At 38.8% G+C, this 21050-nt stretch carries 13 protein-coding genes; all 13 read left to right on the top strand.

Annotation, left to right across the window (positions count from 1 at the left end):
- Window positions 1-62 precede the first annotated feature (62 nt).
- The 13 genes from HZB59_00145 to HZB59_00085 all read left to right on the top strand — a co-directional run bounded on the left by HZB59_00145 (window position 63) and on the right by HZB59_00085 (window position 21049).
- Window positions 63-1739, top strand: a complete 1677-nt coding sequence (locus HZB59_00145; protein MBI5019832.1) for an amidohydrolase — start codon at window positions 63-65, stop codon at window positions 1737-1739.
- Between the two features lie 11 nt (window positions 1740-1750).
- Window positions 1751-2869 carry an alanine--glyoxylate aminotransferase family protein gene (locus tag HZB59_00140; protein MBI5019831.1) on the top strand — a complete coding sequence of 373 codons (1119 nt, stop codon included), beginning with the start codon at window positions 1751-1753 and terminating at the stop codon, window positions 2867-2869.
- Between the two features lie 354 nt (window positions 2870-3223).
- Entirely contained in the window at window positions 3224-6073 is a 2850-nt protein-coding gene (locus tag HZB59_00135) for a TonB-dependent receptor (protein MBI5019830.1), read from the top strand.
- Window positions 6074-6149: 76 nt separating this feature from the next.
- Window positions 6150-9296 carry a hypothetical protein gene (locus HZB59_00130; protein ID MBI5019829.1) on the top strand — a complete coding sequence of 1049 codons (3147 nt, stop codon included), beginning with the start codon at window positions 6150-6152 and terminating at the stop codon, window positions 9294-9296.
- A gap of 53 nt (window positions 9297-9349) precedes the next feature.
- A complete protein-coding gene (locus tag HZB59_00125) occupies window positions 9350-10384 on the top strand; it encodes a PorV/PorQ family protein (protein MBI5019828.1) in 1035 nt (344 codons plus the stop codon).
- A gap of 79 nt (window positions 10385-10463) precedes the next feature.
- Window positions 10464-11354 (top strand): NHL repeat-containing protein, encoded by an 891-nt coding sequence (locus tag HZB59_00120; GenBank protein MBI5019827.1) that lies wholly within the window; start codon window positions 10464-10466, stop codon window positions 11352-11354.
- A gap of 63 nt (window positions 11355-11417) precedes the next feature.
- Window positions 11418-11834, top strand: coding sequence for a single-stranded DNA-binding protein (locus tag HZB59_00115; protein ID MBI5019826.1), 417 nt, complete (start codon window positions 11418-11420; stop codon window positions 11832-11834).
- A gap of 116 nt (window positions 11835-11950) precedes the next feature.
- Window positions 11951-13546 (top strand): gamma-glutamyltransferase, encoded by a 1596-nt coding sequence (gene ggt / locus HZB59_00110; GenBank protein MBI5019825.1) that lies wholly within the window; start codon window positions 11951-11953, stop codon window positions 13544-13546.
- A gap of 335 nt (window positions 13547-13881) precedes the next feature.
- Window positions 13882-17319 carry a T9SS type A sorting domain-containing protein gene (locus HZB59_00105; protein ID MBI5019824.1) on the top strand — a complete coding sequence of 1146 codons (3438 nt, stop codon included), beginning with the start codon at window positions 13882-13884 and terminating at the stop codon, window positions 17317-17319.
- A 12-nt stretch (window positions 17320-17331) separates the two neighbouring features.
- On the top strand, window positions 17332-18507 hold the full coding sequence (pgsB, locus tag HZB59_00100; protein MBI5019823.1) for a poly-gamma-glutamate synthase PgsB: 1176 nt from the start codon (window positions 17332-17334) through the stop codon (window positions 18505-18507).
- The gene (gene pgsC / locus HZB59_00095; protein MBI5019822.1) at window positions 18497-18988 is read left to right on the top strand and encodes a poly-gamma-glutamate biosynthesis protein PgsC; all 492 of its coding nucleotides are present in this window, start codon (window positions 18497-18499) and stop codon (window positions 18986-18988) included. The genes pgsB and pgsC overlap by 11 nt, the downstream gene beginning before the upstream one ends.
- Window positions 18985-20106 (top strand): poly-gamma-glutamate system protein, encoded by a 1122-nt coding sequence (pgsW, locus tag HZB59_00090; protein ID MBI5019821.1) that lies wholly within the window; start codon window positions 18985-18987, stop codon window positions 20104-20106. The genes pgsC and pgsW overlap by 4 nt, the downstream gene beginning before the upstream one ends.
- Before the next feature lie 31 nt (window positions 20107-20137).
- Entirely contained in the window at window positions 20138-21049 is a 912-nt protein-coding gene (locus tag HZB59_00085) for a hypothetical protein (protein ID MBI5019820.1), read from the top strand.
- Window position 21050 lies beyond the last annotated feature (1 nt).

The raw sequence follows: 21050 nt of genomic DNA, 5'->3' as shown, positions 1-21050 counted from the left end.
GATGCAATTGTTTTATATTCCCTCCTAATGAATTATCGAAAACATGTTATCGAGATTCGGTCATGAAAAAAATACTCATATCACTCATTGCTGTATTATTAATCATCATCATATACTTTCTTATGAATAAATCGCCACGTGAAATAGATGAACTTCTAATCAATGGAAATATTTATACATCTGATTCAAAAAACTCAATCGTAGATGCAGTTGCCATTCAGGGTTCAATGATTGTTGGTGTCGGCAAATCTGAGAGGCTGAGTGAAGTGTTTTCTGCACGAGAGGTAATAGACTTGAAAGGTAAAACTGTTCTGCCCGGACTTGTTGACGGACATGCACACATTCTGGGTGAGGGGGGTAAATTAGAAAACATTGATTTAAATGGTACAATATCACCTGAGCAAATTGTAACGATGGTAGCGGAAAGAATTAAAAAATCTAAAGAAGGAGATTGGATATTAGGAAGAGGATGGGACCAAAATTCGTGGCAGGTTAAGCAATTCCCTACGAAGGAAATGTTAGACAAAGTATCAGGTGATCGTCCTGTATTTTTAAGGAGAGTGGATGGACACGCATGTTGGGCAAATACAAAGGCACTACAACTTGCGGGTATAGATGCTTCAACAAAGGACACTGCAGGTGGAAAAATTGTACGAGATAAGAACGGAAATCCAACCGGAATACTCGTTGATAATGCTATGGAGTTTGTGAATAAAATTATCCCCTCGCTAACCGATGAAGATATTGAACGGCGACTTTTACTCGCGATGAACGAATGCGCATCTTTAGGTTTAACTGAAGTCCACGATATGGGTGTTGATGACAAAACAATCCAAATCTACAAGAAGTTAATTGATGAAGGGAAATGTCCGATACGGATTTATGCCGCGATCGATTATCCAAGTGAAACATGGAACCAGTTCTTACAAACAGGACCGATGATCGGGCATAATGATGGAATGCTGACCGTACGAACAGTTAAACTTTATATGGATGGAGCGCTCGGATCAAGAGGTGCGGCTTTTTTTGACGAGTATGCGGATGATCCGGGAAATCGCGGATTGACTATGATGAGCGAAAAAGAAATGGAATCGGTTTGCAGCAACGCATTGGCAAAAGGATTTCAAGTCTGCACACATGCCATTGGTGATAGGGCTAACTCGATTACACTCGATGTTTACGAAAAAGTACTCCCCAAGAATTCAGATTCGTTAAAACAAAATCGTTGGCGAATTGAGCATGTCCAGGTTCTTGCTCAAAACGATATACCGAGGTTTAAACGATTGGGTGTTCTCCCGAGTATGCAGCCAACTCACGCTACATCCGATATGGATTGGGCTGAAAAAAGAATTGGACCCGAACGGATACATGGTGCTTACGCCTGGAGATCGATTCTTGACACTGGCACAGAGATTATAAGCGGCTCCGATTTCCCTGTTGAATCTGTTAATCCATTTTACGGTTTATATTCTGCCGTTACACGGCAGCATCAAAATGGTGAACCGAAAGGCGGCTGGTACCCCGAACAGAAAATGTCACGACTTGAAGCCCTTAAATCTTTTTCAAGTTCACCATCGTACGGAGCTTTTCAAGAAAGTATGAAAGGTGTAATTGAAGCAGGGAAGTGGGCAGATTTGACCATCATTGATCGCGATATGATGAAATGCAAAGAGAATGAAATTTATTCAACCCAAGTTGAAATGACGATGGTAGGCGGCAAGATAGTGTACAAACGATAGATCGATTAGATATGCCCAAAGAACCTAAACAGGGGAGAATATATTTATTTACACCCGGACCCACGCCGATCCCAGAAAAAGTGATGAAGAGGATGGCAGTACCAATCATTCACCACAGGAGTGATGAGTTTCGTGCTGTATTCAAGAGAGTGAATGCCAATCTTCAATACCTCTTCCAAACATCTCAACCCGTGTTAACGCTGTCATCATCAGGTACCGGTGCGATGGAAGCGACATTTGTCAACTTGTTCTCACCAGGTGATAAAATTATAAGTGTTAACAATGGAAAATTCGGGGAGCGATGGGTTGCGATGCCGAGAACTTTCGGTTTAAATGTTATTGAACTACATTATGAATGGGGAGATGCACCTTCACCAGAAGATATATCAAATGTTTTACAACAACATCCGGATGCTAAGGCAGTTTATCTCGTCCATTGCGAAACATCAACGGGGACATATACAGACATTCGTTCAATATCAAAAATAATTCACAATGAATCATCTGCTCTTGTTTGTGTGGATGGAGTTTGCTCTGTGGGTGGTATGGAGTTGAGATTTGATGAATGGGAGTTAGATGTTTGTGTAACATCATCACAAAAAGGTTTAATGGTTCCACCGGGTTTGGCTTTTATTGCGTTGAGCGATCGCGCGATTGAGTCGATAAAATCATCTTCAATTCCAAAATATTATTTTGATTTAAATAAAGCGCTCGAATCATATTTAAAAAATGATACACCTTGGACTCCGGCTATTACTTTGATACAAGGATTAGATGCATCGTTGGAGATGATTAAAGAAGAAGGAATCGAATCAAGATGGCATCATCACTCAATCCGAGCTGAAGCAGTTCGTGCGGGTGTTGATTCATTAGGATTGAAATTATTTTCGAGATATCCTTCTGATGCAGTGACTACAGTGATTTTACCTCCGAATATTGAATCAAAAATATTTCATGATATTCTCCGGAAAAAATATTCAATCTATTTCGCAAAGGGTCAAGGCGAATATGTAGATAAAATATTTCGGATCGCTCATATCGGTTTTCAGGATGATAAAAATGTAACTATCGCTCTTAAGGCATTATCGGAAGTAATTAGCCGTGTCGGAAAAGGGGGAAAATTATCATAATGAATAAGTGACTAAAAAAAACAAAAAAGTGCCAATTATATTGTCTCCATTATTCGCGTTTATTAACCAATTTCGATGAAATAATTACGAAAATTGAGAAAATGGCTTTTTTTAGAGTAAAGTACTTGACAACCCGAAATGGATTTAGTATATTTCCTTCAGAATTAACTCGATAGAAAACAGTGTAAACATAAGTATTGTGTTAAAATGCAGGGTGGAAAAAAATATGATCTTACCAATATTTTCTCAGATCTATACCACCCCCAAATAAGATTGTAATAATATAAATTTTATAGATAATAAAAATCAACATTCGTGGTATACGTAATCAATTAACTGAAAGGATCCATGCATATGCTGAAGAAGTTACTGTTTATTCTTGTCGCACTGCTGGTGCCAGTTTTGCTGTTTGCACAGACCGGAAAAATTTCCGGTAAAATCGTTGACAGAGAAACAAAGGAACCATTAGTCAGTGCTAATGTCTCGGTCGATGGAACGACATTAGGAGCCGTTTCGGATATCGAAGGACATTTTATAATTTTAGGTGTTCCACCCGGAGCGTACGTGGTTAAATCCAGCTACGTCGGATATCAAACTATTACGATATCAAATGTTCGTGTGAGTACCGGTTTGACAACTGAATTAAATTTCGACTTGCCGCCCGAAGCAGTTCAGGTACCGCAGGTCGTAATTATAGCAGACCGACCGTTGGTAAAGAAAGACCAAACCAACACACTTCGCGTAACAACTGCAGATGAAATTAATACTCTCCCGATTCGCGGAACTGCAAACGTTGCAGCATTGCAAGCATCTGTTGTAAAGAACGAAGGATCTAACTTACTCTACATTCGTGGTGGTAGGTCTGAAGAAGTCAGCTATCTCGTTGACGGAGTTAGTGTGAACAATCCTCTTTCCGGAAACGCAAGTGCTGCATTCAATAACATAAACCAAAATGCGATTGAAGAACTCCAAATCCAAACCGGCGGTTTCAATGCCGAGTATGGGTCGGCAATGTCTGGTGTTATTAATTTGAACACCAAGCAAGGAAGTTCAAAATATACCGCAGCTGCTGAAGTTATCACAGATCATTATCAGAAAACAAAAGTTGGGAACACTTCTACATTTGGTCAGAGTATTTATACTTTTGCACTTGGTGGACCGGTAATACCCGATGATAATATGTTGACTTTCTATCTTACAGGCGAACGTCAATATTTGACAGATAATGATCCTCGTGCGATTGGCGGTTTCAAAGCCAATTCCACGACGAAAAGTTGGAACTGGAACGGAAAACTCGTATTCAGACCGATATCGACTTTAGATGTGAAGGTCGGCGGTATGATATATGATCGGTCAGGAAGCAACTGGGATAATTTACGACGATTCCGGAATGCAGATCATCAATTGAGATTTGATAATTCTACTATCTCCGCTTTCGCACGATTAACTCATAATATCGACCCGAATACTTTCTATGAAGTTCAATTCGGTTATTTTAATGAGAATATCAAACAAGGTGACGGTGTCTGGTTCGACGATCTGTTATCATACGGATCTACGGCAAAGAATCCTGCATTAACAAGCGTTGGAACAAATCCTGGCCGAGTGTTCAGCACAATCGATGCACTCGGTGCGGTAAACGACCAATTTTTAAAATCGAAATCTGAAATATTTACATACAAGGCAGATATAAACCGACAAGAAGGTGTTCATCTTCTCAAAGCCGGTTTTGAATACAGAGCTCACAAGATTAGACGCTATTCAGGAAATCCTATGGGGCTTGCAATTCCAAGTACCGGAGCAGATGCCGGTTGGGATGGTTACCGTAATAATAATTTCCAATATTACGGTTACACATTTGACGGCAAATCTGAGTACGATGGTGATGCAAGTGATGTGAATGATTTCTTCACCAATCGTAAAGAAGGACCCAAGACACCAGTTTATTTTGCCGGATATTTACAAGATAAAATTGAATTGTCTGACTTAGTATTGAACCTTGGTCTTCGTATGGATTATTTCAATGCGAATGAGCAAGTAGTAAAAGATCCGTATAATCCATTCGGAAAACGTGGTACAGTCGGTGGAGGTGTTTTTGGCGCCGATGATCTAGAAGATTCAAAAGGATTTACAGCCATAAGTCCTCGGTTTGGATTCTCATTCCCGGTAACAGACCGCGCGAATTTCCATGCTCAATACGGAACGTTCTTGCAAATGCCTCCACTACAAAATGTTTTAATAAGTAAGACATGGGAAGACAGGATGATGGGTGATTCTCCATTCTCCGCTCAAATCCCGAATCCTAATCTGAAACCTGAACGAACAATTTCTTACGAAATAGGATATCGTCAGATGATTGGCGATAATTCTGCAATCACTGTTACAGGTTTTTATAAAGAAATAAAAGACCTGATTCAAGCGCGCAATTTCGGTTCTAAAACAGAAGCCGCTTACCCGAATAATTACGAATCTTATGAAAATGTTGACTTCGGAACTGTGAAAGGTTTTGATATAATTTTCGATCTTAGACGAACTAAGAATTTTGCCGCAACTTTAAATTATACACTTGGATTTGCAAATGGAACTGGATCTGATCCTCAAGCCCAATCAAGGATTTCCTGGATACAAACAGAAAATCCAAAGTTGGTTTCCCCACTTGATTTTGATAGAAGACATGTCGGGTCTCTCAACTTAGACTATAGACTACCGGCTAATGAAGGTCCGAAGCTCGGAGATATTTTCATCTTTGAACGAACCGGTATAAATTTACTCTTCTCATTCACAAGCGGTGTTCCTTACACTCGGAGCGTGATATTTAATCCGTTCTTTGGCGGTGTAACAGAAGTTCCACCTGCAGGTGGAGTAAATCAAGCATACACCCCATGGACTTCTCGTATCGACCTTCGTGTTGACAGAAGTTTTACAGCAGGACCACTTAATATGACAGTATCGCTTTATGTCCTGAACGCTTTGAACTCAAAGAATGTATTTGGTAACGGATATTCTGCGGCTGGATTAGCCGGAACAATTTATCGTGGCACAGGCGAAGCAGATAATTCAGGATGGTTATCGACACGTGAAGGGCAAGAATGGGCCGGAAGATATGGCCAGGAAGCGGTTGATGTTTTTACGGCTCGTGAACATGATCCGGCAAATTACGGAATACCGCGACAATTGCGTCTTGGTTTACGGATTGAATATTAAGCAATATCTGATTAAGCGAAAAAAAATAATATGCTAATTAGAAATTCTTCAGAAAATATTTAGGAGAAGACAAATCATGAAAAAAATATGTTATGCTTCAATCATGTTATTGATTGCGCTGACGTTGCTAAGCACAACGGTGCTTATAAGTGGAGAACGCGTTAATAACAAGGATAAGAAACAGTTATATAAACCGTCTGATATTACAACACGAGGAGATTACGTTATCTTCGACGTCAATAATATCTCGACGGCGATTCGAAATAATGGATCATTCAATCGAGATCCCGGCACCGGAAATTCGGCTTTCGAATGGCCCAAAGGAACCGGCAATACTGCGATTTATGCATCAGGAATATGGCTTGGTGGATTAGTTGATGATACACCCCGTGTTGCAGTTGCTGAGTTTGCCTATGAATTTGACGCCGGTCCAATAGCTGCAGGTGTTAATCCGGAAGATCCCCGCTGGAAAGTCTATAAGATTAAAATCGGAGACGATGCACTCAATAATTTAGATTATGCGAATTGGCCTATCGAAGATGGTGCACCCTGGAAGTACGATGCTGATGGTATTAAAGTACCAAAGTTGATCGGAGATATGACAATTTTTGCCGTATTCAATGACAATAATGTTTTACGTCATACCAATATGAATACTCTTCCGCTCGGTATCGAAGTGCAACTCACTGCATTCGCATTTAATCGATCAGACGCGCTGGGAAATACCATATATTATAAATGGAAACTTATTAACAAAGGCGGACGTGATATCAAGGATGCCTACGTTTCAATCTGGGCTGATCCTGACCTCGGCGATTCAGGTGATGATTATGATGGATGCGATACTACTCTCGGTCTCGGATTTACATACAATGCTGATCCTGATGATGGAGTGTATGGTAGCAGTCCACCCGCAGTTGGTTTTGATTTCTTGCAAGGTCCGGTAGTACCGGGTTTACCAACAGATACGGCAAAATATCCTGATGGTAGAATAGCTCCGGGATATAAATTCTTGAAAATGACTTCTTATTTAAAATATAGCAACGATGCAACCAAGCTTGGAAATCCGAACAATGGTCAGGAAGTTTACAATTACATGTTAGGATTAGATAGAAATGGCGATGCTATTCTTGATGACACAACTCATCTTCCTTCTAAGTTCATGTATCCGGGCGATCCAAATTTTGATCTCTCATTAACTAATTGGATTGAAAGTGAAGCTGGTGGTGACCGACGGTTTATGATGAGCGCAGGTCCATTCAATATGGCACCTGGTGACAGTCAAGAGATTGTTGCAGGAAATCTTATTGCTCAAGGTAATAGCGCTAAGAATAGTGTGACAGCATTGAAGAATGCTGATAAATTAGTACAGACTGCATATGATATTAACTTCACGCTCGCACCACCACCGCCTGCCCCCGATGTTGTTGGGGTTGGATTGGAAAATAAGGTTGTTTTATCATGGGGTGAAAATGATGCTCTTGCTACAGACATCGAACATTTTACCGCTTTCGATACTTTAGCCGCTTCAGGTGGTGCCTCAGATACTTATTATGATTTCGAAGGATACGCTGTTTATCAGGTCGCGAATACATCCGGAGAAGATCCCCGTTTGATCGCAATATATGACATAGTCAACAATGTGAAAGAAGTTTCAGACTTAGTATATGATTCCAGATATGGAATGATTGTAAAAGTTGTGAAACCTGGCTCGGATAAAGAAGTTCGTCGAACGATTCAGATATTAAGTGATAAATATACAGGCGATAAATTATTAAATGATAAAGATTATTATTTTGTAGTTACAGCATATTCATATAATCTTGAGAGCGTTCCTAAAACTTTAGAGAGTTCGTTCAAGGTCATAACAGTTCGTCCTACAAAAATACCTGGAGTAAGGTTATCGGCGGCATATGGCGATACAACTACAAACATCATACATAAAACAGGTAGGGCAAGTGCTATAATCGTACCGAAGGTTATCGATCCTTCATCCTTAACGGGCCACACATATCAGATTAGTGTGGATACAACCGGAGGATCAAAGATAGGGTGGATGTTACGTGATCTATCGTTAAATGCCTCGCTTAGCCGTGATTCGATATTATTAAAATATACAAACCTTGGTCCTAATTATGATGGAAATGTTTATCAATGGCCCGAAAAAGATGGTATCCAATGGGCAGTTTATGATTTCCAACCAGTCCCAGATCCGGTAAGGTCGGTTTTTAGCTTAGATAAAGATAACACATGGATGGAAGCATACAGATGGGAAATACCGGGTGGACCACAGGTTATCGATCCGACTGGTAACGATCTTGGTGTTATTACCATTGGTACTGATCTACCAAACTATCTTGGTCATGTTGAAACAACTTTTGATCCAGCAAACTCGGTCCCAATTGAGATTAAATTTGGAACAGGAGAAACTCAAAAGGCATATAGGATGCGTCGTACTGGTGGTGTAGGTACAGCTTATGTGATTCAAGAGACAAATCCATTTGTTGACGTTCCTTTCACAGTATGGGACATAACGGATCCCTTAAATAAACGACAACTCACCGTAGCATGGCGTGATCAGACAAATGATGCATTATTCAATCCGTCAGAAGGAAACGATGAACTTGAAATAGCATTTATTTATTATAGAACATACAACCCAGATGGCAATCAATGGCTGTATCAAAATGCATCTGGGCATGTTGCTGCGGATTGGTCTGATGTTGCCACTGCAAGTACCGAATCTGATATTATGTATGGAATGTCTTTTGGATTAAAAACCGGACATACTCTAGGTGAAGTGGCAAGTCAGATTACAGTAATACCATTGATACCTTTAGGGGCTAATGATGTCTATGAAATTACGACTTCCAAGCCCGTTGAGAATGCGGAATTACAAAAAGATGATATCAAAAATATCATGGCAGTTCCTAATCCATACTTTGGTGCTAATGCTTATGAACAAAATCAGTTCGGAAGAATAATCAGATTTACAAACCTTCCGAAGACTGCAACTATAAGAATTTTCAATCTTGCATCTGATATGGTGCGAGTGATTGATAAAGATGACAATCTAACAACGACAGATTGGGATCTCAGGAATAAAAATAACCTGCCGGTGGCAAGTGGTATGTATATCGTACATATCGAGATGCCGGGTATTGGTGAAAAAATTCTGAAAGTTGCAATTATAATGGCTGAAGAACGATTAGATAATTTCTAATCGATTAATTAAATATTATGATAATAAATGAATATTTAACAGGAGAGTTTAAAATGAAAAAACGAAATTATGTTACCGTTATTCTCCTCCTTTTGGTGCCGCTTTTATTCTCTGTCGGTTTACTCTACGGCGGATCAGATAAACGCGTTGGCACTGCAGGTGCATCGGAATTAATCATTCCGGTTGGATCCCGTGGTTCTGCTCTTTCGGGTTCAATTAACGCACTTGCATCTGGAGTTGAAGCAATTCATTGGAATCCCGCAGGTGTCTCAAACCAAGGGAGTGTAGAAGTTATGTTCTCTTCTCTCTCTTATATCGCAGATATCAATCTTAGCTACTTCGCGGTTTCATCTTCATTCGGTGATGTAGGTACTTTTGGTTTTGCAATACGCTCGCTAAACTTCGGAGATATTCCGATTACAACCACAAATTTACCCGAAGGTACAGGTGGTAATTATTCTCCGAACTTTATCACCGGCTCATTGACTTATTCTCGTGCTTTCACCGATCGTATCCACGGCGGCGTGACGGCGAAAATGATAAGTGAGAAAATAGTACGGACAAGCGCTTACGGTTTTGCCTTTGATCTCGGTGTACAATATATCTCGAAAGACATCGGCTTAAAATTAGGCGTGGCGTTAAAAAACCTTGGAGCAAGCATGACATTTGACGGACCGGATCTCGAAAGCTTTGTTAGTATTCCCGGTCAGGAACCAGGTTCGCGTCAACGTGCTTTAAGATTACCGGGTGCGGAATTTGAACTACCATCAACATTGGAAATAGGTCTCGGCTACGATTACAAAGTGGCTGATGAACATATGTTAACATTCTCAGGCGATTTCCAAAATACTAATTTCGGAAATGATGAATACCGATTTGGTGTTGAGTACGGATTCAATAATTTGTTTTTCGTCCGCGGCGGTTATATGATGTATGGGCAAAATAATGAGGATAATATTTATGGACCGACATTCGGTGCGGGTATAAACATACCGGTTGAAGGTTCTACAATTATTTTCGATTATGCATATCGTCATGCCGATTACTTCAATGCAAATCAATGGTTCACGGTTAAATTTACATTGTAATTATTGATCGAGTAGAAATAATATCTTTGGTTCCGCAGTTTCCTAACTGCGGAACCATTTTGTATTGTGAATTAGTAATATGAAACGGAGGCGAATACTGTTTCTTTTATTTGTGTTGGTATTCTCAACTATCTCCATTCTTTGCCAAAATACGCCAACTTCTGACCGGGTATTTATTAAACAATTACATGATGCTCGATTTATCACAATCAGTCCGGGTGGGATTATTTATGTTTACGAAAAATCCCGGAATGCAATTTTAAAATATTCATCAGCGGGTGAATCGCTAGCCACTTTAAGCGGATTCGCTTTGAGTAAAAATAGTTTTGCAGAACCTACCGATATCTGTTCGCCCAGCGATCTGGATTTATTTCTTTCTGATTATACTAACCACCGGATTATCCAATATGACCGCTCTTTGAATGTAACCGCCATCTGGCAATCGGACAATCAATATTCATCAATGAATAATATATTCCGTTATCCTAAAAGTATCGATATTGATCATCTCGGTAAGTTATACCTTATCGATGGAGAAAATAATCGTATTGTAAAGATTGGTCATTCACAGAAAGTCGAGAGAACATTTGGTGGATTCGATGCAGGGAAAGGAAGGTTGTTGAATCCGAAAAGAATTCGTGTCAATAATATTGGAAACATTTTTGTTCAGGATAATAATCGGATAATCGTTTTCGATCAATTAGGTAATTATATTTCGACTATTGCTGATGATTCAGTTAAGAGTATGATATCATTTTGTATGTATGATAATGAGATAATAGTAATCGATAGTTGTAAGCTGGTAAAAATGAGAAAAGAAGGAGTTATTACCTCGGTTAAAAGATTAGAAACAATTGAAGATCTAAAGGATTATGATGAACCGGTCGATATAAAATATCAAAATAAGATTTTATACCTTTTATCACGTAAAGAACTCATTGGTATCCCGGTAGATATTTTATTCAAATGAAAAATTATTATATTATACAACAGAATTAAAGTAACTATAACACAATAAGGAGTTCAAAATATTATGGCAGGCAAGAGTTTAAATAAGGTCATGCTGATCGGACATTTGGGAAAAGATCCTGAAGTAAGCTACACTGCATCAGGTGTTGCAGTCGGAAAATTTTCGATCGCGACGAATGAAAGCTGGAAAGACCAGGATGGAAATTTGCAAGAACGAACAGAATGGCATAATATTGTTGTTTGGAGAAAGCTTGCAGAAATATGCGGTCAATATTTAAAAAAGGGTAGCAAAGCGTATCTCGAAGGCCGTTTGCAAACTCGTTCGTGGGATGATAAAAATACCGGAGTGAAGCGGTACACGACTGAAATTATTGCCGATAATTTGATAATGTTAGATTCAAAAGGGCAAGGCGGAGGAGAAATGGATATTCCTCAGCGAGAAGAAACCGCTGCTCCGGAAAAAGACGATCTTCCATTTTAAAATATAGTTTCGAAAATCTTGCAATTCGTCTGTGCCGTTGTCTGCTGGTACTTTCGTTAATTTGTTTTTACTCAGCATCAACAATCAATGCACAATCTGAACAATCAAAAAATGGAATGGTTGTTTCTGCCGACCGATTAGCATCGGAAGTAGGGCTTTCCATATTGAAAAAAGGTGGGAATGCAGTTGATGCGGCGGTAGCTATCGGCTTCACATTAGCGGTTGTTTTTCCGGAAGCCGGGAATATCGGCGGCGGAGGATTTATGCTTATCAGGGAGAATACCGGAAAATCGGTTGTCATCGATTTTCGGGAGACCTCACCGAAAAGCGCTTGGCGGGATATGTATCTCGATAGCCTCAATAATGTCTCAAAAAATTCTGTGAGAGGAGTTCTGTCTGCAGGTGTACCCGGTACTGTTGCAGGTTTATTGAAAGCCTTGAAAGATTACGGTACTATGAGCACCGGCGATGTAATAACCCCGGCTATCGACATCGCTGAAAATGGATTTATCGTCAATCGAAGGTTGGAGGAAAAAATACTTGAATATGAGACAGATTTAAGAGCATACCCTTCAACCATAAAAGCATTTTTTAAAAATGGAAATCGATACGTTGCGGGAGATACTTTAGTGCAGCCCGATCTGGCAAAAACATTAAGACGCATTAGAAATCACGGTGTTGATGAATTTTATGCCGGCGAAACTGCAAATATGATTCTTAATCAGATGCAAAATGATGGCGGTTTGATCACGAAGGAGGATCTGAAGAATTATACACCGAAGATCAGGGAACCACTTCGCGGATCTTATCGTGGATATGAAATTATCTCCATACCACCACCGAGTTCAGGTGGAGTATGTCTGATTGAGATGCTCAATATTCTGGAGAATTATAATCTTCACGCTATGGGGTTTCATTCCTCAAAATCGGTTCATGTCATAAGCGAAGCGATGAAGAGGGTATATTCAGATAGATCGGAATATTTAGGTGATCCTGAATTTACAAGAGTACCAACAGATATCCTGATATCAAAAAAATATGCGGTGGAAAGATCGTCAGATATTGACACGATGAAATCGGCTATATCTGGAAGTATTAAGCCCGGAATTGTTGATATGAAAGACCATCCAAATACCACTCATTATGCAGTGATTGATTCTTTGGGAAATTGTGTATCTGTAACTTACACGATCAATGATATATTTGGTAGTCAGGTGATAGTGGCTGGTGCCGGATTTTTTCTAAATGATGAGATGGACGATTTCAGTTCAAAACCAGGAATTCCGAATAGTTACGGATTGATTGGCGGATATGCTAATTCTATAGAGCCCCGGAAACGTCCTCTCAGTTCCATGACTCCGACAATTGTTACAAAAGACGGGAAACCGATAATGATTTTAGGAGCGCGAGGTGGATCGGCGATTATCACTTCAGTACTTCAAACCATAATTAACGTGATTGATTTTAAGATGGATATCTCAAGCGCTGTCAATACTTTTCGTTTTCATCACCAATGGATGCCTGATACATTATTTTATGAAAAATTCTGTTTACCGATTGATGTTAATCAGAATTTGAAAATTAAAGGTCATAATCCATGTGAAAAAGAAAATTACTATGGAGCAGTTCAGGCGATAATGATTGATCCGGAAAAGAAAATGATTTATGCGAACCCTGATTTCAGGGAGGGTGGATCTGCAAAAGGGTATTGATGTGTGCCAAAAAACACAGATTATCTACAATATCTTGATACAAGCGGAAATATTCAATATCATAATATCAAAATAATAAAATGTCGATACTGAATGGATCATAAACATGATTGGAACTTTACTTTAAGTTTCTTCGTTTTAGATTCAAATGATCTATATACCAAACTATTAAGGAATAGATGATGATTTCATCCCGCTTTTTTACTCAACATTCGGCCAATATCATGTTTCGGTATTCTTATCTGCACCGACCCCCATGATAAGTCATTTCCTCCAAGTCTCAAAAATATAAATCCAATTTTATTTGTTAATAACTCTACATCAAGGAGTTGATAATGTTTTTTCAAAGATTAAAAAACTATCGTTTATATATTATTCTGACAATAAGCACCACTTCGATATTCTCAGGGTTGAATGGACAGACCTGGATTGGTAATGGACCTTATCATAAAAATATTAAAGCAATAACTCATTCTCCGAATAATCAGAATATATTGTATGCAGGTGCCTTCGGCTGGGGAGTTTTTAAAAGTACCGATGGTGGAGTTACATGGATTAATTATCGGAACGGTTTGACAAATGCTCACATCCGTTCACTCTTATCTCTTTCCGATACGGTTGTATTTGCAGGAACAAATGATGGAGTATACAAAACTATAAATGGTGGTATAAGCTGGACCTTATCGCTCTCAACAGTGAATTCAATCCGGAGTATCGCTTACGATAAATATTCCGGAAATGTGTATTCGGCTTCTTATGGAAGTGGTTTATTCAAGACTACCGATCTTGGCACCACATGGACGAATATAACCGTACACGATCCTGTAACATCAGAAACAATGCCACATTTATGGTCGGTGGCGATTTACGGACGTGACTCAATTTATGTCGGTGGATCTATAGCCGATATCAATCAGGGTGGGGCATTATTCAGATCGAGGAATGGGGGGACTAATTGGGTTCAACTGCAATGGCCCACCGGGATTAGAAGCAGTGTAAAATCAGTAGCCATCAGTTCCAATAAGCCAGATTCAAGTTTGATTATTGGCACTGCGGCTCAAGGAGTTTATAAGTCAACAAACGCAGGAACAAATTGGACAGAAATAAACGCTGGAGCTACTCCCAATCCGATTCTTGATTTGCAAATTAATTCAGTCGCATTCACAGAGAAATATAGATACGCCGGGACGGATTCATTGGGGAAGTTTTATTACCGACCGATTGGGGATATTAATAACGGCTGGTTATCGGCGGCAGGTTTACCTGGCACACAAGCCCCAATAAATGATATTGACATTCATTCGTTGTCAAAGAATAATGTTTACGCCGCAACAGAAGGAAGGGGGATATATCGTAGCATTGATTCTGGATTCACATGGCAGAGCAGTAATAATGGAATGCTAGGAACCGGTGGAAGAGTCCTCAGAATTAACGGTAATGGTAATATAATAGCTGGAACTGATTTTGGTGACGGAATCTGGTTGTCCTCAGATCAAACTTCGAGTTGGGTTAAAACCGATACATTAAAAACATCAAACTCGATTACCTCCATTGAAATAACCAATGATAATGCAGTTCTATATGCAAGTAGCTATGGTAGTGGAGTTTTTAAGAGCATAAACGGAGGGCATGTGTGGTCGGTTACCGATTCAACAACGATAAATAAATTTGTCAGAAGTCTTGCGGTTCATCCTTCAAATTCAAATATCGTTTATGCTGGAACTGGGAACGGAATTTATAAAACTGTTAATGGTGGATTGAGTTGGACATCGTCAAGTGTTGGAATACCGTCATTAACGTCAATTAGATCTTTGAGCTTAGATCATAATAATCTGAACAATATTTATGCTGGTTCAGATTCGAGTTATCTATTCAAATCTACCGACGGTGGAAATAGTTGGGTACAAATTACGAACGTTAACGGATTTCTTCTTCAGGATAGATTTATAAGGACTATCACCATTGATAACCAACTAAGCAATATCATATATGTTGGATCTGACAGCGGGCGAATTTATAAAAGCATAAATTCTGGCGCAGGGTGGAATTTACACTACCAGTTACCTGTTACCCATTCTGTAAGGTCTATTCTTCAGCATCCCCTTTATCGAAATATATTCTTCGTCGGAACGTTTGGTGACGGAATATTTATGAGTATTGATAGTGGAGCCCACTGGACCACATATAATACAGGATTGCCGGATTTAGAAATCTACTCAATTGAAAGCGATGATGCGGATCCATTAAATCTTTATGTCGGTACAGGTAGTCACGGTATTTTTCACACAACATATCAAAATGTAAATCATCCTCCCAAAATAGACGTAATAGGAAGTAAGGTTGTACTGCCCGGATCGTTGTTAAATTTTAGTATATTTTCATCTGATCCTGATGGTCCAATCCCAACCTTGAGTGCTGCGAATCTCCCGGTAGGTGCAATATTTTTCGATAGTTCGAATGGACACGCCTTATTTAGTTGGAATCCATTGCAATCACAAATTGGTCTGTATAACCTAACCATTTATGCGTCAGATGGAATTTTACTGGATAGTCAAAAAGTTTCAATAAATGTTTTGGATACAACTACATCGGCAATGTTGGATATACCGGTCGAAGTTGGATGGAATCTTATCTCAGTTCCATTGAATGTTGGTGATTTTCGTAAAGTAGCATTATTCCCCACAGCGAATTCACCCGCTTTTTCATATTCCAATAGCTACAATCTCAACGATACTTTACGGATAGGACACGGATATTGGTTAAAATTTCCCAATTCAAATAATATGAGCATAGGTGGACTAAAAGTTGTTAATGATACAATAGACGTTCTGCCAAACTGGAATATCATTGGATCTTTGTATCATAAGATTCCGATCGGAAATATAACCCCTATATCTCCCGTAACAATTCTTACAAATTATTTCGGTTATTCGAATGGTTCAGGCTATGCACGGTCTGATACAATTATTCCCGGTAAGGGATATTGGGTTAAAGTCAACCAGGGCGGTAAAATTATCCTCTCAACTCCTATCGGTGGATTATCAAAGACCAGCGAAAAATGTTTATCCTATTCGGAAACACAAAGCGGCAACGTCTCTAACATGAATCGAATTAGTTTTAAAAATTCTCAGGGAGAAAGAACTTTATATTTTTCTTTCGATAATAATACCGAAGGATTAGAAAGAAATTCAATACCACCAAATCCACCCGCAGGATGTTTTGATGTAAGATATTCAACTCAACGGTTTGCAGAGATCTTCACAAAAGATATTCAAACTATTCCGATAAATATTGTTTCCGATGAGAGTGTGCTGAATATATCGTGGGATGTTAGAGATATAAACGTCAGATACCAAATTAATGTAATTGACGGTGATAATCGATTTCATGAGCATAAAATCTCAGGCAAGGGGACAACGATTATTGATTTATCCAACATCTCACGAATTTATCTTTCCTCACATCAAACAGGTGATAAGCAGATAGCGGATAAATTTATTTTGGAGCAGAATTATCCTAATCCATTTAATCCAGCAACTTCTATCGGCTATTCAATTCCCAGAAGTGCAAGGGTGCAATTAAATATCATCAATGTTGCAGGGCAAGTTGTTTCCACGTTAGTTGATGATGTGCAGGATCAAGGTTACAGAACGGTTCAATGGGACGGACAAAACCAACCGAGCGGAGTTTATTTTGTTATTCTTAAAGCTTTTGATTTGGAAACGAATCAAATGTTAACTCGGTCTTCAAGTAAAATGCTCTTAATAAAATAACTCGGAAATAATATGATCTTTGCAGTCGGTCTTTTAATATTATTGATTGGGCTTGGAGTATGGGAATTCAGAACTCATCAACAAAAGGTTAAGCAGATACCGATAAGAATTCATGTTAACGGAACAAGGGGTAAATCTTCCGTGACTCGCTTAATCGCAGGGGGATTGAGAGGCGGTGGAATTAGAACATTCGCTAAAACTACAGGAACAAAAGCCCGCATGATTCATCCTGATGGTTCGGAAATTCCAATTACAAGGGTCGGCAAAGCAAATATTATTGAGCAATTAAAAATTGTGGATAAAGCTTTGGATGAAAAAGTAGATGCTCTCGTGATTGAGTGTATGGCAGTAATGCCCCCGAATCAAATGATTGCGGAACATCAGATGATTCACGCAACAACCGGAGTTATAACGAATGTTCGTGCCGATCATCTTGATGAGATGGGACCGACTATAAAGGATGTGGCGCAATCTCTATCAAACACGGTTCCGAATAATGCGGTTCTATTTACATCCGAGAAAACCTACTTACCGATTTTTGATGACGTTGGTAAAAAAAGAAATTCTCAAATACGATTAGTCCAATCTGATAAGATAACTGATGAAATGATGAGAGGATTTTCTTACGTTGAGCATAAAGATAATGTGGCATTGGCTTTAGCAGTCTGTGAACATGCCGGAGTATCGAGCACTGAAGCCTTGAAGGGGATGCACGAATCCTTACCTGATCCTGGTGTGTTGAGGATTTATAAAATTCATTATTTCGAAAAAGAGATAAAGTTTGTTAACGCCTTTGCCGCGAACGATCCTGATTCATATTTGATAATATGGGATCTCCTCAAAAGTTATATATCCGAAGAAGAAAAAATTGTAGTAATTGTAAATTGTCGAAAAGATCGAATCCAGAGGACCGAGAGTCTTGCTGAATTAATTGCTAAGAAATTACCTGCGGATCATTTTATATTAGTCGGTGAATTTACTTCTGCTTTGTATAATAAAGCAATTTCACTTGGCTTACCCGCAAAATCAATATCAGACTTCTCTTCAAATCCACCGGAGGAAGTATTTCAACACGTTGTTGCACTAACAAATTCAGCAACTACAGTCTTAGGCGTTGGCAACATCGTTGGTTTTGGCGAAGAACTATTACTTCATTTCACAAACAAAGGAAAAGAACTTGTATACTGAAGCCGCAAAAGATATAATTATCCAATCGGTAGGGGTTGGCTTAATTCTTAGTTTGATTTTCACTGAAACATTGGGGTTGGCAGCCGGAGGAATGGTTGTGCCGGGTTATGTAGCCCTGATGCTTCATCATCCGTTAAGGATTGTCGGAACAATATTGGTAAGCTTGTTGACATTCCTCGCGATAAAATTTCTTTCAAACTATATGTTCATATATGGACGAAGGCGAACTGTCATGGTGATCTTGGTTGGATTTTTATTCGGATGGTTATCGCGCGAAATATTGGTTATACAAACAAATTACCTGACAGTTGAACTGCAAACGATAGGTCTAATTATCCCCGGTTTAATCGCAAACTGGATGGAAAGACAAGGAGTCGTTAAAACCATCAGCACAATGATTATTGCTGCCATCATGATTAGACTTATTTTAATGATCATAACCGGAGGTGAGGTATTTCTACGAGAGGATTGGATCATATGAAATGGATTGAAGGAAAACCATCGAACACGTTGCTGATTGCACTTACGTTATTGTCGATTGCAATATTTTATGTGGCTGAACAAACAGCTCAACCCGAAAGACAACCTAATTTCGATAAAAAACTTGAAGCCTCTCAACTCTCGCTTGTAGCGCTTCAAACAATTAAAAACCATAGTGAAAATTTGGGACTTAAAATCGACAAGCAAAACGATCCGTATTCTACTGGAATTATTGGTCAAGAAAATACACTGATTACTTCAGACCGAGGAGTGGTAACTTCCAAGATTTTATCTACTAATCCAAATTATGCCGCGGTTTTTGTTGATATGTTGATAAAAGCAAAAATTAAAAAGCATAGTACAGTAGCAGTTGGTATGACAGGTTCATTCCCGGCATGGAATATTTCATTCTTGGCTGCTTGTAAAGTAATGGAGCTTCAGCCAATTATCATTTCTTCTGTTGGTGCATCTGATTGGGGCGCAAATGTTCCTAATCTAACCTGGCTTGATATGGAAGAAATATTAAGACAAAAAGGAATATTCCAATTCAAATCTATCGCAGCATCGATTGGAGGAGGATCAGACAATGGACGTGGACTCTCACCGGAGGGAAGAAATTTGATTAAAGATGCGATTCAGCGAAATAATGTACGATTGATTAGTGAAACTGCTCTTGAAAATAATATCAATGCCAGGATGGAGATATATAAATCGGAAAGTAAAGGTAAACCAATTGCTTGTTACATCAATATTGGAGGAGGAGTTGCTTCGGTTGGAGGATCTCAGAACTCGCGGTTAATACCACCGGGTTTAACACACCATCTTGCAATAAAAAACTTTCCTGTGCGTGCAGTGATAAATCAAATGGCTGAGCAAGGTATGCCGGTTATCAATTTACTGGAAGTGGAAAAGATTGCGCTAAAATATGATTTCCCTGTTGAAGTAGCCGAGACAGCGCCAAAGTTGGGAGAAGGTACTTTATTTTTCAAAGACAGATATTCGGTGTCAAACACAATTATGCTGACAATATTATTAGGGCTGATTGTTTTTGTCATGATCCGGATTGATGTTAAACATTATCTATTTAAAAAAAAGAAAATAGAAAATAAAAATATCTAACCATATTTAATGATTATTATATTTGAATATCATGAATAAATATATTATGAAGACGATTTACGGCGTATTTATACTCTATCTTGCAATGCCATTTTTATGTTTTGCAGGGAAAACTATTCCGTTATCACCGGTTAACGGAAAAGAGACTAAATTAATAATAAACGGGAAAGAAAAAACTTATTACTTACTGTCAAAGGATACTCCTATTAAGATCAAAGTGGGTGGACCAACGAAATTGGAGATTCTAACAAGATTGGGTCTTAAGAGTGATAATTCTTCAGAAGGTATATATTCCATAAAAGTTTCTGAGCAAAACAAAGTTGTGAAGTTATATTCAACCACCACCTCAAAATCAGATGCATCATTTAAAAATTTAAATATTATACCTGGGAAAAGTAGAAAGTTCTCGCTCGATGTGCCAATCGGTATGCACACATATGATTTATCTTTGGATTCGAAAGATTTCAGTATGGCTGCTTTAAAATTCAGCGTCAATTCGAAAAATAAAAAAAATAGATCATCGGAAGTTGATTTGCAACCTCTTGTTTATGATAAAGTAGTTACAGCAGTGATTAAGGAAAAATTGATTACCTATTACACTTGTTCCAAACAGAAGAGTGTTCAAATAAGAATCGTAGGTCCAACTAAATTGCAGGTGGTTGGAAGGTTAAACTTTGACAGTGCTATGAAAGGTCTGCAGACGTATTCAGTATCAATTTGGGAGAATGATACCAGAATATTGATGAAACCGTTAACGACTACTAAATCTCTCGGCATAACATATCAAGATATGTTGGATGTTGTACCTGGGAAACCGGATAAAATTAATTTAGATATCCCTTCAGGTGAACATTTATACAAGATAAAATTAGAGGAAACCGCTGCTCACTCAATTGCGTTCAAGTTTTCAATACCTAAAAAAGATATGAATAATGAGGAATAAA

The organism is Ignavibacteriales bacterium, from assembly GCA_016214905.1.
In the GTDB taxonomy this organism is placed as follows: Bacteria; Bacteroidota; Ignavibacteria; order UBA10030; family SZUA-254; genus PNNN01.
Note: the sequence above shows the minus strand (reverse complement) of the source record. Positions and strands in the feature narration are given on the sequence as shown.

Bases quoted from the DNA above. Each gene is read 5' to 3' on its own strand.
- pgsB (MBI5019823.1), top strand. From the start codon at position 17,332: ATGATCTTTGCAGTCGGTCTTTTAATATTATTGATTGGGCTTGGAGTA.
- ggt (MBI5019825.1), top strand. From the start codon at position 11,951: ATGGTTGTTTCTGCCGACCGATTAGCATCGGAAGTAGGGCTTTCCATA.
- HZB59_00085 (MBI5019820.1), top strand. From the start codon at position 20,138: ATGAATAAATATATTATGAAGACGATTTACGGCGTATTTATACTCTAT.
- HZB59_00140 (MBI5019831.1), top strand. From the start codon at position 1,751: ATGCCCAAAGAACCTAAACAGGGGAGAATATATTTATTTACACCCGGA.
- HZB59_00125 (MBI5019828.1), top strand. From the start codon at position 9,350: ATGAAAAAACGAAATTATGTTACCGTTATTCTCCTCCTTTTGGTGCCG.
- HZB59_00135 (MBI5019830.1), top strand. From the start codon at position 3,224: ATGCTGAAGAAGTTACTGTTTATTCTTGTCGCACTGCTGGTGCCAGTT.
- HZB59_00130 (MBI5019829.1), top strand. From the start codon at position 6,150: ATGAAAAAAATATGTTATGCTTCAATCATGTTATTGATTGCGCTGACG.
- HZB59_00105 (MBI5019824.1), top strand. From the start codon at position 13,882: ATGTTTTTTCAAAGATTAAAAAACTATCGTTTATATATTATTCTGACA.
- HZB59_00145 (MBI5019832.1), top strand. From the start codon at position 63: ATGAAAAAAATACTCATATCACTCATTGCTGTATTATTAATCATCATC.
- HZB59_00120 (MBI5019827.1), top strand. From the start codon at position 10,464: ATGAAACGGAGGCGAATACTGTTTCTTTTATTTGTGTTGGTATTCTCA.
- HZB59_00115 (MBI5019826.1), top strand. From the start codon at position 11,418: ATGGCAGGCAAGAGTTTAAATAAGGTCATGCTGATCGGACATTTGGGA.
- pgsW (MBI5019821.1), top strand. From the start codon at position 18,985: ATGAAATGGATTGAAGGAAAACCATCGAACACGTTGCTGATTGCACTT.